The organism is Pseudomonas sp. GNP013 (assembly GCF_054343995.1).
Map to the genome: position 1 here is coordinate 1,595,476 of NZ_JBTGUT010000001.1, position 15,080 is coordinate 1,610,555.

General features: G+C 62.5%; 10 protein-coding genes. 5 read left to right on the forward strand and 5 right to left on the reverse strand.

The window, feature by feature from the left end; translation table 11 throughout:
- Positions 1-43: 43 nt before the first annotated feature.
- Positions 44-1,678, forward strand: coding sequence for an AMP-binding protein (locus ACXX81_RS07315; RefSeq protein WP_458571417.1), 1,635 nt, complete (start codon positions 44-46; stop codon positions 1,676-1,678).
- A 707-nt stretch (positions 1,679-2,385) separates the two neighbouring features.
- Here the strand turns inward: ACXX81_RS07315 and ACXX81_RS07320 are convergent.
- From ACXX81_RS07320 to ACXX81_RS07330, 3 genes are all read right to left on the reverse strand, one after another.
- The gene (locus ACXX81_RS07320) at positions 2,386-3,285 is read right to left on the reverse strand and encodes a hydroxymethylglutaryl-CoA lyase (protein ID WP_458571418.1); all 900 of its coding nucleotides are present in this window, start codon (positions 3,283-3,285) and stop codon (positions 2,386-2,388) included.
- A 16-nt stretch (positions 3,286-3,301) separates the two neighbouring features.
- Entirely contained in the window at positions 3,302-3,694 is a 393-nt protein-coding gene (locus ACXX81_RS07325; protein ID WP_209982947.1) for a MerR family transcriptional regulator, read from the reverse strand.
- A 138-nt stretch (positions 3,695-3,832) separates the two neighbouring features.
- Positions 3,833-4,768 (reverse strand): LysR family transcriptional regulator, encoded by a 936-nt coding sequence (locus ACXX81_RS07330; protein ID WP_003238359.1) that lies wholly within the window; start codon positions 4,766-4,768, stop codon positions 3,833-3,835.
- 151 nt (positions 4,769-4,919) lie between these two features.
- On the opposite strand from ACXX81_RS07330, the gene ACXX81_RS07335 reads away from it, so the two are divergent.
- Positions 4,920-6,149, forward strand: a complete 1,230-nt coding sequence (locus ACXX81_RS07335) for an acyl-CoA dehydrogenase (RefSeq protein WP_057007562.1) — start codon at positions 4,920-4,922, stop codon at positions 6,147-6,149.
- Positions 6,150-6,270: 121 nt separating this feature from the next.
- Here the strand turns inward: ACXX81_RS07335 and ACXX81_RS07340 are convergent, their stop codons facing one another.
- Together ACXX81_RS07340 and xthA are read right to left on the reverse strand one after the other, a co-directional pair.
- Positions 6,271-7,602, reverse strand: a complete 1,332-nt coding sequence (locus ACXX81_RS07340; protein ID WP_209982945.1) for a substrate-binding domain-containing protein — start codon at positions 7,600-7,602, stop codon at positions 6,271-6,273.
- Between the two features lie 332 nt (positions 7,603-7,934).
- The gene (gene xthA / locus ACXX81_RS07345; RefSeq protein WP_458571419.1) at positions 7,935-8,747 is read right to left on the reverse strand and encodes an exodeoxyribonuclease III; all 813 of its coding nucleotides are present in this window, start codon (positions 8,745-8,747) and stop codon (positions 7,935-7,937) included.
- A gap of 169 nt (positions 8,748-8,916) precedes the next feature.
- Between xthA and ACXX81_RS07350 the strand changes: the two genes are divergently transcribed.
- The 3 genes from ACXX81_RS07350 (at position 8,917) to ACXX81_RS07360 (ending at position 15,042) form a co-directional block, all read left to right on the forward strand.
- Entirely contained in the window at positions 8,917-9,567 is a 651-nt protein-coding gene (locus tag ACXX81_RS07350; protein WP_231422827.1) for a GNAT family N-acetyltransferase, read from the forward strand.
- Between the two features lie 64 nt (positions 9,568-9,631).
- Positions 9,632-11,359 (forward strand): autotransporter assembly complex protein TamA, encoded by a 1,728-nt coding sequence (locus tag ACXX81_RS07355; RefSeq protein WP_209982939.1) that lies wholly within the window; start codon positions 9,632-9,634, stop codon positions 11,357-11,359.
- Positions 11,359-15,042 carry a translocation/assembly module TamB domain-containing protein gene (locus ACXX81_RS07360; protein WP_458571420.1) on the forward strand — a complete coding sequence of 1,228 codons (3,684 nt, stop codon included), beginning with the start codon at positions 11,359-11,361 and terminating at the stop codon, positions 15,040-15,042. Before ACXX81_RS07355 ends, ACXX81_RS07360 begins: the two co-directional genes overlap by 1 nt.
- Positions 15,043-15,080 lie beyond the last annotated feature (38 nt).

Below are 15,080 nucleotides of genomic sequence, written 5' to 3' on the forward strand. Positions count from 1 at the left end.
TTACGTTTACGTCAACCCACAAAAAACACAACAGGGGATGGTGATGGATCAACCGAACCAGAGCTACAGCCGTGGCGCCCAGGACAAGGCGCTGCTGGCGATGACCATCGGCCAGGCCTTCGATCAGACTGCCGCACGCTATCCCGAGGGCGAGGCGCTGGTGGTACGCCATCAGCGGCGCCGCTTCAGCTGGCGGCAACTGGCTGAAACGGTCGACCTGCACGCCCGCGCTTTCCTGGCCCTGGGCATGCAAGCTGGCGACCGCCTCGGTATCTGGGCGCCCAACTGCGCCGAGTGGTGCATCACCCAGATCGCCAGCGCCAAGCTCGGGGTGATTCTGGTCAACATCAACCCGGCCTATCGCAGCAGCGAACTGGACTACGTGCTCAAGCAATCCGGCTGCCAATGGCTGGTGTGCGTCGGCGCGTTCAAGACGTCCGATTACCACGCCATGCTGCAGGCGCTCGCGCCCGACCTGCGTGCCACCGTCAGCCTCGACCCCAGCCCGCCCGAGGGCTTCGTACCCTGGGCGCAACTGGCGAGCATGGGGGCGGAGATTGCTCATGAACACTTGCAGCAGCGCCAGGCCAGCCTGCACTTCGATCAACCCGTGAACATCCAGTACACCTCCGGCACCACCGGGTTTCCCAAGGGTGCCACCCTCAGTCACCACAATATTCTCAACAACGGCTACATGGTCGGCGAAAGCCTTGGCCTTACCGCGCAGGATCGTCTGGTGATCCCGGTGCCGCTGTACCACTGCTTCGGCATGGTGATGGGTAACCTGGGCTGCATCACCCATGGCACCACCATGATCTACCCCAATGATGGCTTCGACCCGTTGCTCACCCTGACCGCCGTCGCCGAGGAGCGCGCCACGGGCCTGTACGGCGTGCCGACGATGTTCATTGCCATGCTTGATCATCCGCAGCGCGGCGAGCTGGACCTCGCCAGCCTGCGCACCGGGATCATGGCCGGCGCTACCTGTCCCATCGAAGTGATGCGCCGGGTCATCAGCGAGCTGCACATGGGCGAGGTGCAGATCGCCTATGGCATGACCGAAACCAGCCCGGTGTCGTTGCAGACCGGCCCGGATGACGACCTGGAGCGACGCGTCACCACCGTCGGTCGCACCCAGCCGCACCTGGAAAATACAATCATCGACGCCGCCGGTAACACCGTGGCACGTGGCGAGATCGGTGAACTGTGCACCCGTGGCTACAGCGTGATGCTCGGCTACTGGAACAACCCCGAGGGCACCCGCCAAACGATCGACGCGGCGGGCTGGCTGCACACTGGCGACCTTGCGACCATGGACCCGCACGGTTACGTGTGCATTGCCGGGCGCAACAAGGACATGATCATCCGTGGTGGCGAGAACGTGTACCCGCGCGAGCTGGAGGAATTTTTCTTCACTCACCCGGCGGTGGCCGACGTGCAGGTCATCGGCATTCCCGACGAGCGCTACGGTGAAGAAATCGTCGCCTGGATCAAATGCCATCCGGGCCATGTGGTCGATGCGCTTGAGCTGCAAGCCTGGTGCAAGGGCCGCATCGCACACTTCAAGACGCCCAGGCACTTCAAGTTCGTGGATGAGTTTCCGATGACGGTGACGGGCAAGGTACAGAAATTCCGCATGCGCGAGATCACGCTTCAAGAGCTGCGAACGCAGTCCTGACAGCCACGCAAAATCCCTTGTGGGAGCAGGCTTGTTGTGGCGAGCGGGCTTGCCCTAATGCCGTTCAGTCAAGCGCAGATTCCCTGTGGCGAGCAGGCTTGTCCTGCGTTGGGCTGCGCAGCGGCCCCAAAACCAGACGCTGAGCCGTATCAGGTACACCGCGTTTTGCTCGATTGGGGGCGCTGCGCACCCCAACGCGGGGCAAGCCCGCTCACCAAAGGTTTTCTGTTGGCTGTGCGACAGCGCAACGTGGAGCCTCCAACCTTTAAGGGCAGAAACGACAAAAGGGACCCGAAGGTCCCTTTTAATGTGTCGCTGCGTGCTCTTTTTTTATTATTGAGGGGCGGCCTGTTGTTGTTTTTGGCAGCCGTGGCCCTTTACTGCTGTTTTGGGTGACCCCCATCCGGGGTCAAGAGCAAACGTATTTTTTTGAGCGCTGAAGTGCTTCCAAAAAAATCTGTTAGCTGCGTCTCTGCCGTGTTGTTTTTGTTATGTCAGAGTCGTTACGTCTTGTTTTTATTAGGCTTGGTGCTTTTTATTCTTGTTATGCAATAGAGATAGCAGGAGCCATGCCAACTTTTAAATTTCTATTAAAATCAATAGCTTATTTTTTATGCCGCGATTGCCTCTGCGCAAAGGCGGCCAATTATGTTCCCGCGTTACCCGCTGTGTCGGCGCCCGGTAACACATTGTCACAGCCATGCTACTCAACTGGCGCTACGCACCTTCGCCACCCGCGACCCACTGGCGCGCCCCAGCACCTGGCTGATCTGCCGGCCCGCGTCAATCAGGCGCGAGAGGTCGATGCCGGTGTGGATGCCCAGCCCGTCGAGCAGGTACACCACGTCTTCGGTGGCGACGTTACCGCTGGCGCCCTTGGCATACGGGCAGCCGCCAAGGCCTGCGATAGAGCTGTCGAACACCTGGATACCTTCCAGCAGGCTGGCATAGATATTCGCGATCGCCTGGCCGTAAGTGTCGTGGAAGTGTCCGGCAAGCTTCTCCCTTGGCACCTGGGCGCCAACGACCTCGAACAACCGCCGCGTATCGCCTGCCGTGCCGGTGCCGATGGTGTCGCCCAGGGACACTTCATAGCAGCCCATGGCGTACAGCTCGCGGGCCACCGCAGCGACCTGTTCCGGCGCGACGTCACCTTCGTAAGGGCATCCCAGCACACAGGACACGTAGCCGCGCACGCTGACACCGTGCTGCCGGGCTGCGCTCATGATCGGTGCGAAGCGCTCCAGGCTCTCGCTGATCGAGCAGTTGATGTTGCGTTGCGAGAACGCCTCGGACGCGGCCGCAAACACCGCGACCTCCTTGACGCCGGCCGCCAGCGCATCTTCAAAGCCGCGCAGGTTGGGCGCCAGCGCGCCGTAGGTCACGCCGGGCTTGCGCCGGATCTGCGCAAACACCTCGGCGGAGCCGGCCATCTGCGGCACCCATTTGGGCGACACAAAGCTGCCCACTTCGATATAGCCCAGCCCGGCGTCGCTCAAGGCGTCCACCAGACGGACCTTGTCCGCCACGGCGATGGGCTGGGCTTCGTTCTGCAAACCGTCGCGTGGGCCGACTTCAACCAGGCGTACGTGGGAGGGGAGGGGCATGAGGATTACCTTCTGTTCAATGGCCAGACTGGCTCATGGTGTGGGCCAGGGCTTGAGTGCAGCGTTCTTCGGCGGTGTCCAGTTCCAGCTTCATCTGTTCGATGTCCAGCAGTTGCTGTTCCAGCTGTTCACGCCGCTCGGCGATCTTGGCCAGCATGCTGTTGAGCTGGATGTGGTTGCCGCTGGTGGGATCGTAGAGTTCGATCAGCTCGCGGCATTCGGCCAGGGAGAAACCGATGCGCTTGCCGCGCAGAATCAGCTTGAGGCTGACCTTGTCCCGCGCCGAGTAGATACGCTCCTGGCCCCGACGCTCCGGGGTCAGCAGGCCTTGCTCTTCATAAAAGCGAATGGCGCGGGTGGTGATGTCGAGCTCGCGGGCGAGGTCGGAGATGCTGTAGGTGGTGCTCATGGCGGCGCTCGGCGGATGGCTTGGCGCTAAGCTAATGGCTGGTTGACGTAAACGTCAATAACATCCCATGGCTTTCATCTTGCCGTGGCGAGCGGGCTCGCCACCACGACAACCCCGGCAAGCCCGCCCAGTCAAAGGTCAGGCCTGTTTGCCATCGAGCTTCTTCTCATGGGCCGTCACCTGCTGGCACAGCTCGATCATCTGCTCGCGCATCCAGCGGTTGGCCGGGTCCTGGTCGGTGCTTTCATGCCAGTACAAATGGGTTTCCACGGGCGGCACGTCGTTCACCGGCAGGTTGACCCAGTGCAGTTCGTGGCGGCGGGCGAAGCGCTCGGGCACGGTCATGACCATGTCGGTCTGCTGCAGCACCTGCGAGGCCATCAGGTAATGCTGGGAACGCAGCGCGATCTTGCGCTGGATGCCCATCTTGCCCAGGGCCAGGTCGACATGGCCCAGGCCGTTGCGGCGGCTGGAGATATGAATGTGGGTCAGCGACAGGTAATCATCCAGGCTGAGCTTGTCCTTGCCCGCCAGCGGATGGCCCTTGCGCATGGCGCACACGTAGCGGTCTTCCATCAGCTTGACGTGACGCACTTGCGGGTCGGTGTTGAGCGGTGCGTCCACGGCAAAATCCAGGCGCCCGGCCGCCAGTTCCTTGGTGGTCTCGCGGCGCTTGGACAGGAAACTTTCGATCACCACCGTGGGTGCCAGCCGGCGCAGGCGCTGGAACAGCAGCGGCAGAATCACCGCCTCGGTGAGGTCGGTCATGCTGATGCGATAGGTCTTGGCCGCCTGTTGAGGATTGAAAATCCGGCTTTCCTGCACCGATACCCGCAGCAACGACAGCGCATTGCGCACCGGGCCGATGATGTTCTGCGCCATCGGCGTAGGCACCATGCCCTGGGCGGTGCGCACGAACAGCGGGTCGTTGAAGGTCTCGCGCAGGCGGGCCAGCGCGTTGGATACCGCCGGTTGCGTAATGCCGACGATCTGCCCGGCGCGGGTCAGGTTGGCTTCGGTGTAGATCGCATCAAAGACGATGAAGAGGTTCAGGTCGACCTTGCTCAGATTCATTGCGTTGCGCTCTTATTGTTAGGTGCCGATAGGCTGATCATATATCGGTGATGAATGTTAATACACGCCGAGAATAGGCTAGGTAAATTATCAGCGCTGTTCTAGCATCGAATTCATGACCTAAACAACCTCTCAGAGAAGGGAGCTGCCCATGGATTTCGCCTATTCGCCCAAGGTTCAGGAACTGCGTGAACGCGTCACTGCATTCATGGACGCTTACGTCTACCCGGCCGAGCCGGTGTTTGAACGCCAGGTCAGCGAAGGCGACCGCTGGCAGCCCACAGCGATCATGGAAGAACTCAAGGCCCGCGCCAAAGCCGAAGGCCTGTGGAACCTGTTCCTGCCCGAGTCCGAACTCGGCGCCGGCCTCACCAATCTGGAATACGCGCCGCTGGCCGAAATCATGGGCCGCTCGCTGCTGGGGCCGGAGCCGTTCAACTGCTCGGCCCCCGACACCGGCAACATGGAAGTGCTGGTGCGCTATGCCAACGAAGAACAGAAACAGCGCTGGCTCGAACCGCTGCTGCGCGGCGAGATCCGTTCGGCCTTCGCCATGACCGAGCCGGACGTGGCTTCGTCCGATGCCACCAACATGGCCGCCCGTGCCGAGCGCCAGGGCGATGAGTGGGTCATCAACGGCAAAAAATGGTGGACCTCCGGCGCCTGCGACCCGCGCTGCAAGATCCTCATCTTCATGGGCCTGAGCAACCCGGACGCGCCGCGTCACCAGCAGCATTCGATGATCCTGGTGCCGGTGGACACACCCGGTGTGAAAATCCTCCGCCCGCTGCCGGTGTTCGGCTACGACGACGCGCCCCACGGTCACGCCGAAGTGCTGTTCGACAACGTACGGGTGCCCTACGAAAACGTCCTGCTTGGCGAAGGCCGTGGCTTCGAGATCGCCCAGGGGCGCCTCGGCCCCGGCCGTATTCACCATTGCATGCGCTCGGTGGGCATGGCCGAACGCGCGCTGGAACTGATGTGCAAACGTTCGGTCAGCCGCACCGCATTCGGCAAGCCGTTGGCACGCCTGGGTGGCAACATCGACAAGATCGCCGACTCTCGCATGGAAATCGACATGGCGCGCCTGCTGACCCTTAAGGCCGCGTACATGATGGACACCGTGGGCAATAAAGTAGCGAAAAGCGAGATCGCGCAGATCAAGGTGGTCGCGCCGAACGTGGCGCTGAAGGTGATCGACCGCGCGATTCAGATGCACGGCGGTGCCGGCGTTTCCAATGATTTCCCGTTGGCCTACATGTACGCCATGCAACGCACCCTGCGCCTGGCCGATGGCCCGGATGAAGTGCACCGCGCGGCGATCGGCAAGTTCGAGATTGGCAAGTATGTGCCCAGGGAGATGATGCGCGGCGGGCAGTAGCACTGCGTCGCCTGCAATCGGGAGCAAGCCCCCTCGCACATTTTGAATTGTGAATACAGTGCAAATGTGGGAGGGGGCTTGCTCCCGATGAGGCCCGTCCTGACACCCCCAAACTCCAGCCTCAGTACACCCAGACCTCCACCCGCCGATTCTTGATCCGCCCCTCATCCGCCGTATTCGCCGCCACCGGCATCTGCGCGCCAAACCCGCGAATATCGCGCAGCACCACGCCGCTCTTGACCAGTTCCCTGCGCACCGCCATCGCCCGCAACTTCGACAGCAACGCTGCGCGCTGGGGATCATTCTTGGCATCGCCAAATCCCACCAGCGTCACCTGCTTGTCGAGCTTGCCGTGGCTTTTCAGATAGTCCACCACCCGCAGCACATCCTGGCGTGCCTTGGTGTCCAGGCTGGCGCTGCCTTCCTCGAAACGAAAATTGACGCTCAGGCGCTGGGCATCGCGGGCAATCGCTTGATAGTCCGCTGGCATCGACGCACGCGGTTGCACGCCAATGGCCTGCACCTGCTGGGCAATAAAACCGTTGGCCGCGACGATTGCCTGGCCCTGGCTGCTCTGGGCAAAGTCCACCAGCGCCCGGGCCCACGGGTTGTGGCTCGCCGGCGGCAGGTAAAAGAACAGGCGCCGCGACAGCGGGTAATCTTCGGTGGCGATCAAGCTATTGAGCGGCAACATCGGTTGTGAATCGCCATCGGCAATCGCCACCGCCTTGGCCTGGCGTATGTAGGGCAGGCCGATAAAGCCGATGCCCTGGGGATCGCGGCTGACTGCATCGGACAATGCTTCGCTGGACTCGAAACGCCGGGCGCTTGAAGCCAGCGGTTTGCCGCGCCGGTTCAGCACCAGCTCCTTGAACGTGTCGTAGGTGCCGGACTGGTCATCTCGCGCATACACATGAACAGGCCCGCCGACGCCGCCCAGTGCTTCCCAGGTGCTGACCTCGCCGTTGAAGAGCTGCGCCAGTTGTTCGGTGTCGAGGGTGTTCAGCGGGTTGAGCGGGTTAACGATGATGGCCAGGCCATCGATGGCGATCACCTGTTCGGCTTCGGGGCTTTTCAGGTCGCCCAGTGGCTCAAGGTCCACCAGCTCGCTGTCCTTGATCGGGCGGGACGCTGCCGCGAGGTCTGCGCTGGCTTTTTTCAGCGCGGCAAAGCCGGTGCTGGAGCCATGGGCCGCCACCTCGATGGTCACGCTCCTGCCCTGGCGCGTCTTGCCGACTACGCGCTGCTCGTTTGGTCCGTCGCCCGGTTCGATGTGCACCCGTTGCACGCCCTCGTGCTCCAGCAAGCCCTTCACCAAAGCCGGGCCCAGCGCTGCGCCGATGGTATTGGAGCCCTGAATGCGCAGGGCAGGGCCGTGCTCGGGTACGGGCAGTTGCGCCGACACGGCAATCAGAGGGAAAAGGGTCAAAAGAAACAGAACGCGCAGCATCATGCCGGCACCTTCAAAGAGAGTGCGACGAGATTAAGTCAGAGAGTTTGCAGAAATATGACCGAGACGCGCCCGTCAAGCGGCGCCAGGAATGAGTGTGGGAGGGGGCTGCCGCCTCTTATCAAGTGAGTTTTTCAGCAACTACATCCCTGTGGCGAGCGGGCTTGTCCCGCGTTGGGCGGCGCAGCGCCCCCAATCGAGCAAAACGCGGTGTACCTGATACGGCTCAGCGCCTGGCTTCGGGGCTGCTGCGCAGCCCAACGCAGGACAAGCCTGCTCGCCACGGAGGTTCCAGTTTGCTGCGTGACAGCGCCAGGTCGAAGACCGTCAGGGGTTCAGCTCAATTCGAGCCAGATCGGTGCATGGTCCGACGGCTTCTCCAATCCACGCAGGTCGTAGTCCACGCCGGCATCCTTGACCCTTGGCAGCAGCCCATTGGACGCCATGATCACGTCAATCCGCAGCCCGCGCTTGGGCTCGTCCTCAAACCCGCGGCTGCGGTAGTCGAACCAGCTGAAGCGGTCGGTCACGTCCGGATAGAGGTGCCGGAAACTGTCCACCAGGCCCCAGTTTTTCAGGCGGGCCATCCATTCGCGTTCTTCCGGCAGGAAGCTGCACTTGCCGGTTTTCAGCCAGCGCTTGGCATTGTCGGCGCCGATGCCGATGTCGCAGTCCTGCGGGGAGATATTCACGTCGCCCATCACCACCAGCGGCTGCTCGTTGCTGAACCGGCTTTCCAGCAATTGTTGCAAGTCCTCATAGAAGCGCTGCTTGGCGGGGAACTTGATCGGGTGGTCACGGCTTTCGCCCTGGGGGAAATAGCCGTTCATGACCGTGACCGGTTGGCCGTTTTCATCGGAAAACGTGCCCCAGATGAAACGGCGCTGGGCGTCCTCTTCATCACTGTCGAAGCCTTTGTGCACGCTCAAGGCTTCCTTGCGCGACAGCAAGGCCACGCCGTAATGACCTTTCTGACCGTGGTAGTACACGTGGTAGCCCAGCGCCTGCACCTCGGCCAGGGGGAACTGGTCATCGTGAACCTTGGTTTCCTGCAGGCCGATGACGTCGGGTTGGTGCTTGTCGATCAGCGCCGCCAACTGATGAGGGCGGGCGCGCAGCCCGTTGATATTGAAGGAGACGATTTTCATGGTCGACAATCCGGTCTGGCAAAAAGGGCGATGCTAGCCGACAACTCCGGCCGGGGCCAGCGTGGGGACAGGGCATCTGCGTTGCCAATGTCTTGGAACGACTGCTGCGCCGCAGGTTCGTAACCCTATGAACGCCGCCTTTCGAGTGGCGCCCAGGGAGATTGACTGCATGCTTGACACTTCAACCGCCACTGCCCAGATCCGCGTGCTCAACAGCGGCTATTCCCGCGAGGCCCGCGCGCTGCTGTACCAGGCTTATCGCCATGAGCCGACCTTCGCCTATATTTTCGAAGCGCAGCGCACCGGCTATGAATTGCGGGTGCGCGCCACGGTGCGTGAGCTGGTCAAGCAACATTTCTTCCAGAAGCTCCCGGCCATTGGGCTGTTTGTTGATGACAAGATGATCGGCATCGCCCTGATCGCGCCGCCGCAACGGCGCCTGGGTATCACCGAGAGCTGGGCCTGGCAAATTCGCATGTGGCTGAGCACCGGCGTGCGCGGCACCCGACGTTATCTGGATTACCACCACGCGGTGCTGGCGTGCCTGCCCACCGATTCGGTGCATGTATTACCGCTGCTGGGCGTTCACCCGCAATTCCAGGGCCAGCACTATGGCGAGCAGTTGCTTGAAGCGGTCCACAACTGGTGTGCCGACGACCCGCATTCCTCGGGCGTGGTGCTCGACACGGGTAATTCACGCTACCTGGCGTTCCTCGAACGTCAGGGCTACGAGGAAATCGGTGAAGTTGCCGTAGGACCCGTCCTGGAGCATGTGTTCTTTCATGCCAACCCCCAGTCTTTGCGGGCTGTAACGGTTTGAGACAGATTTTTTCAGAAAAATCCGGGTTCAAAGACTCCCTCTCGCTCATGTAGCATCCGCGCCTATGAAGCTTCCAGGAAGATTTACCAGCAGCCTGGTCCTGCTGTTCACAAGCTGTGGCGCATGGGCGCAGAGCGAATTGGACGTGCGGATCAAGCCCTCAAACGACGCGTTGAAAGCCAACATCGAAGGCTATATCGGCGGGGTTGGCGATCGTGACGAAGAAGCCTTGCTGCGGTTCAGTCGCGGTGCCGAAGAGCAGGCGCGCAAAGCCGCCCAGGCGTTGGGCTTCTATCAGTCGCAGATCGCCAGTGACGTGAAGGGCGGCAAGAACCCGCGCCTGATCCTCACCATCGACCCCGGCGAGCCGGTGCATTTGCGCAACGTGACCATTCGGGTCGATGGCCAGGCTGCGAGCCTCAAGGCCTTTCGCCTGCCTGCCAGCGACGACCTCAAGTCCGGCGCGGTGCTCAACCACGGTCATTACGAAGACGCCAAGCGCCTGATCCAGAACCAGGCCTCGCGCTATGGTTTTTTCAGTGGCCGCTTTACCAGTCAAACCCTCTCGGTAGACCCGAAGGCGGGCGTGGCCGATATCGACCTGGTCTACGACAGCGGCCCGCGCTACAGCATGGGCAAGGTCAGCTTTACCGGCGATACGCCGTTCGACGAAGACCTGCTGCAACGCATGGTGCCGTTCAAGAGTGGCACGCCGTACGACTCCGAGCTCATCGCCGAGCTCAACCAGAACCTGCAAGCCAGCGGCTTCTTCGAAGGCGTGCGGGTGGATGCGACCCCCGCCGGCGCCAAAGACGACGTGATCCCGGTGGCCGTGCAACTGGAAACCCGCAAGCCACGCACCATGGGCCTGGGCCTTGGCTACTCCACCGACGTCGGCCCGCGCGGCAAGGCCAACTGGACGCGCCATTGGGTCAACCCCCAGGGTCACAGCTATGGCTGGGAGGCGGAGCTGTCGGCGCCACGGCAGAACGTTGGCCTGTGGTACGACGTGCCGCTCGACCCGCCGCTCACCGACAAGCTTCGCTTCGCCGGCGGCTACCAGAATGAGGAAATCGCCAACACCGACGCCCTGAGTAAATTGCTCACCGTCGGCCCCGAGTGGCACAGCAAATTGCCCAGCGGCTGGACCCGCGTGATCTCGCTCAAATACCAGCGTGAAGAATACCGCCTGGGCAACGACTCGGGCCTGAGCAACCTGGTGATGCCGGGTATCAACTATTCCTACTTGCGCAGCGACAACCGCATCGACCCGCATAACGGTTATCGCCTGGCTTTCGATGCCAAGGTTGCCAAGGAAGGCCTGGGTTCGGACACCAACCTGCTTTACGGCACCGCGACGATCAAGGGCTTGACCACCCTGTGGGACAACCACCGTTTCCTCGGCCGTGCGCAGTTCGGCGGCAGTGCCACCAACGGCTACCAGTCCGTGCCGCCGTCCTTGCGTTTCTTCGCCGGTGGCGACCAGAGCGTGCGGGGTTACGAGTACCAGACCCTGTCGCCGGAGAACGACCGTGGCGACCGTATCGGTGGCCGTTACATGGTGGCCCTGAGCGCCGAGTACCAATATTCCATCGCCGAAAAATGGCGGATCGCAACCTTCATCGACCAGGGCAACTCGTTCAATACCCTGGACATGCCGAGCCTTAAAACCGGTGTCGGCGTCGGCGTACGCTGGGTCTCTCCGGTAGGTCCGATCCGTCTCGACCTGGCCCATGCCCTGGAAGACCCGGGCGGCATCCGACTGCACTTTTCCATGGGGCCTGAGCTGTGATGCGTGGTTTGAAAATAGCGGGGCTGGCGTTGATCGCTGTCCTCGCCTTGTTGTTGCTGGCGCTGTGGACGGTGCTGGGTACGCAGGCCGGTAGCCGCTGGGTGCTGGGCCAGGTACCGGGGTTGAGCGTGGAGAATTTCCAGGGCCGCTTGGGCGGGCAGTGGAGCGCCGATCATCTGCTGTGGCAGCAGGGCTCCAGCCGCGTCGAGCTGGATGCGCCGACTCTGGTCTGGTCGCCGGCCTGCCTTTTGCGCATGACCCTGTGCATCGAGCGGCTGGATGTGGAGCAGGTCAACCTGCAATTTGCACCGAGCGGCGAAGCGAGCAGCGGGCCCATCGCGTTGCCGGATCTGAAGCTGCCCTTGGCGATTCAACTCGGTGAGGTGCACGTCGGCAGCCTGCTGTTCAACGGCAGCGAGCAACTCAAGGGCCTGCAGTTGGCGGCGCACTGGACCGCCGCAGGCATGCGTATCGACTCGGTGCACCTGGAGCGCGATGGCCTGGTGCTCGACCTCGCTGGCCTGCTGCAACCTGTCGGCGACTGGCCGCTGAACGCTAGCGGCAACCTCAGCCTGCCGTACGCGCCCGGTGGCGCGCCGTGGACGGTTGCGCTGAAGGTCGAAGGCGACCTGCTCAAAACCCTTAAGCTTGATGCCGACAGCAGTGGTTACCTGCCAGCCAGGCTCACCGGCGAGCTGCAACCGCTGGAAGAGAACCTGCCGGCACAGGTGCGCATCACCGCGGACAGCTTCAAGCCCAGCGCTGATCTGCCCGCGACTCTGCAACTCAATCAACTGGATGTCACTGCCAGGGGCGACCTGAAAAGCGGTTACCAATTGCTTGGCAAAGCCGTATTGCCTGCGGAAAAAGGCCCGGTGGCTCTTCTGCTGCAAGGCAGGGTCGACGCCAGGGGCGCGCAGATCGCCGGTCTTGATCTGAACGCCGGCGACAAACAGAACCTCAAGCTCAGCGCCAACCTGGATTGGCAGCAAGGCTTCAGCGCCGACGCCAAAATCGACTGGCTCGACTTCCCCTGGCATCGCCTTTACCCGCTGATTGACGAGCCGCAGGTCACCTTGCACACCTTCAACGGCGAAATCTCCTATAAAGACGGCAACTACCTGGGCAACCTCAAAGCCGATCTCGACGGCCCGGCGGGCAAGTTCACGGTGGTCACGCCGTTCAGTGGCGATCTCAAGCAGGTGTTCCTGCCCGAGCTGAAACTCACCGCAGGCCAGGGCAAGGCCGCAGGCCATCTGAATCTGCAGTTCGCCGAGGGTATCGCCTGGGACACGGCGCTGGATCTATCGGCGCTGAACCCCGCGTACTGGGTGGCTGAATTGCCTGGCACCCTGGCCGGGCCCTTGCGCAGCAAGGGCGAGTTCAGGAACGATCAACTCAAGCTCGACGCCGACCTCAATCTCAAGGGCCAACTGCGCGGGCAAACCGCCGTGTTCGCCGCCAAGGCCGAAGGCGCGGGCGAGCAATGGACCCTCGCCAACCTGGATCTGCGCCTGGGCGACAATCGCATCAACGGCAGCGGCAGCCTGCAACAGCGTTTGGCCGGCCAGATCGACATCAAGCTGGCGCGCCTGGCCCAGTTGTGGCCGCAACTGCGCGGCCAGGTCAACGGCCGGCTCGACGTGGCTGGCACCTTGAAGGCGCCGCAAGGCAAGCTTGGCCTCAAGGGCCAACAACTGGCGTTTGCCGACAATCAGCTGCAAAACCTCAGCCTCGACGCCACCCTGGATAACGCCCAGCGCGCGAAGATCGACCTCAAGGGCAGTGGCATTCAAAGCGGCGAGACTCAGGTGGGCACACTCACCGCCAGTGCCCAGGGCGATATCAAGAGCCAGAAAGTCCAGTTGGACCTTGCCGGCCCGCCGGTCAAGCTGGCGCTCGCGCTGGACGGCAACCTCGACAAAGGCAACTGGCGCGGGCGGCTGGCCAGCGGCGACGTGCAAGCGGGTGGCCAGGACTGGCGGCTGCAGGCCCCGGCCCGGATCGAGCGTCTGGCGGATGGCAAGCTGACGTTCGCCGCCCATTGCTGGGTCTCCGGCGGCGCGAGTCTGTGCGGTGAAGACCAGCGCCTGATGCCCGAGCCCAAGCTGCGCTACCACCTCAAGCAATTCCCGATCGACAGCCTGGCGGCGTTTTTGCCCAAGGATTTTGCTTGGCAGGGCAGGCTCAACGCCGACGTGCAGCTCGATCTTCCAGAGAGCGGCCCGAAGGGCGTGGTCTCGGTGGACGCCAGCGGCGGCACCTTGCGTGTCAAGGACAAGGCCCAGTGGCTGGATTTTCCCTATGACACCCTCAAGCTGGAAACCACCCTCAATCCCAAGCGCATCGACACCCAGCTGAATTTCCGTGGCGGCAAACTGGGCGAGCTGTTGTTGCAGGCACAGATCAATCCATTGCCCGCCAACAAGCCGATCACCGGCAACTTCAGCCTCACCGGCCTGGACCTGGCGGTGGCGCGGCCATTTGTGCCGATGGTGGAAACGCTCACCGGCAAGCTCAACGGCACCGGGCGCATTTCCGGCGGTTTGCTTGCGCCACTGGTCAACGGCAGCGTCAATCTGGTGGGCGGCGAAATCTCCGGGCCGGAGCTGCCCCTCAGCCTCCAGGACCTCAACGTGCAAGCGCTGATCGCTGGCGAAAGCGTGCAACTCAACGGCGGCTGGCGCAGTGGCAAGGATGGGCAGGGCAGCCTCAAGGGACAGATCGACTGGGGCCAGGCGCTGGCGGTCGACCTCAGCCTCACGGGTTCGCAGTTGCCGGTGACGGTCGAGCCTTACGCCGTGCTGGAAGTGGCGCCCGACCTGAAGATCAGCCTCAAGAACGACAAGCTGGCGGTTGCCGGCAAGGTCCGTATCCCGCGTGGCGACATCACCGTGCGTGAGTTGCCGCCGTCCACGGTCAAGGTCTCCGATGACACGGTGATCGTCGGCAGCCAGACTGAAGAGGGCAAGGCGCCGATGGCAATGGCCATGGATATCGATGTGGAGGTTGGTGAAGACAAGCTCAACTTCGCCGGCTTCGGCCTCACCGCCAAGGTGCAGGGCCATGTGCATATCGGCGACAACATGGACACCCGCGGCGAGCTGTGGCTCAACGACGGTCGCTACCGCGCTTACGGGCAGCGCCTCAATGTGCGGCGTGCGCGATTGTTGTTCGCCGGGCCCCTGGACCAACCGTTCCTGGACATCGAAGCGGTGCGCGTCACCACCGAGGCCTCGCGAACGGTGACGGCCGGTATTCGCCTGAGCGGCAGCGCCGAGCAGCCCACCACGCAGATCTTCTCCGAGCCGGCCATGGCCCAGGAGGATGCGCTGTCGTATCTGGTGCTGGGGCGTTCGCGTACCAACAACGGTGAAGACAACAACATGCTCGCCGAAGCGGCGCTGGGCCTGGGCTTGATGGGCAGCTCGGGGGTCACCACCGACATTGCCAACAAGCTGGGCATCCAGGATTTTGACCTCGACACCCAGGGCGCCGGCAACAAGACCGCCGTGGTCGCCAGCGGCAAGATCAACGAGAAGCTGAGCCTGCGTTACGGGGTAGGGGTGTTCGAACCGGCCAATACCATCGCCTTGCGCTACCTGCTGAGCAAAAAGGTTTACCTGGAAGTGGCGACCGGCGTGGCCAGCTCGCTGGACATCTTCTACAAACGCGATTTTTAAACCATCACTCAATCAGAAACGGTGGGAGGGGGCTTGCT

Coding starts and splice junctions, on each gene's coding strand:
- ACXX81_RS07315 (WP_458571417.1), top strand. CDS start 44: ATGGATCAACCGAACCAGAGCTACAGCCGTGGCGCCCAGGACAAGGCG.
- ACXX81_RS07320 (WP_458571418.1), bottom strand. CDS start 3,285: ATGCCCCTCCCCTCCCACGTACGCCTGGTTGAAGTCGGCCCACGCGAC.
- ACXX81_RS07325 (WP_209982947.1), bottom strand. CDS start 3,694: ATGAGCACCACCTACAGCATCTCCGACCTCGCCCGCGAGCTCGACATC.
- ACXX81_RS07330 (WP_003238359.1), bottom strand. CDS start 4,768: ATGAATCTGAGCAAGGTCGACCTGAACCTCTTCATCGTCTTTGATGCG.
- ACXX81_RS07335 (WP_057007562.1), top strand. CDS start 4,920: ATGGATTTCGCCTATTCGCCCAAGGTTCAGGAACTGCGTGAACGCGTC.
- ACXX81_RS07340 (WP_209982945.1), bottom strand. CDS start 7,602: ATGATGCTGCGCGTTCTGTTTCTTTTGACCCTTTTCCCTCTGATTGCC.
- xthA (WP_458571419.1), bottom strand. CDS start 8,747: ATGAAAATCGTCTCCTTCAATATCAACGGGCTGCGCGCCCGCCCTCAT.
- ACXX81_RS07350 (WP_231422827.1), top strand. CDS start 8,917: ATGCTTGACACTTCAACCGCCACTGCCCAGATCCGCGTGCTCAACAGC.
- ACXX81_RS07355 (WP_209982939.1), top strand. CDS start 9,632: ATGAAGCTTCCAGGAAGATTTACCAGCAGCCTGGTCCTGCTGTTCACA.
- ACXX81_RS07360 (WP_458571420.1), top strand. CDS start 11,359: ATGCGTGGTTTGAAAATAGCGGGGCTGGCGTTGATCGCTGTCCTCGCC.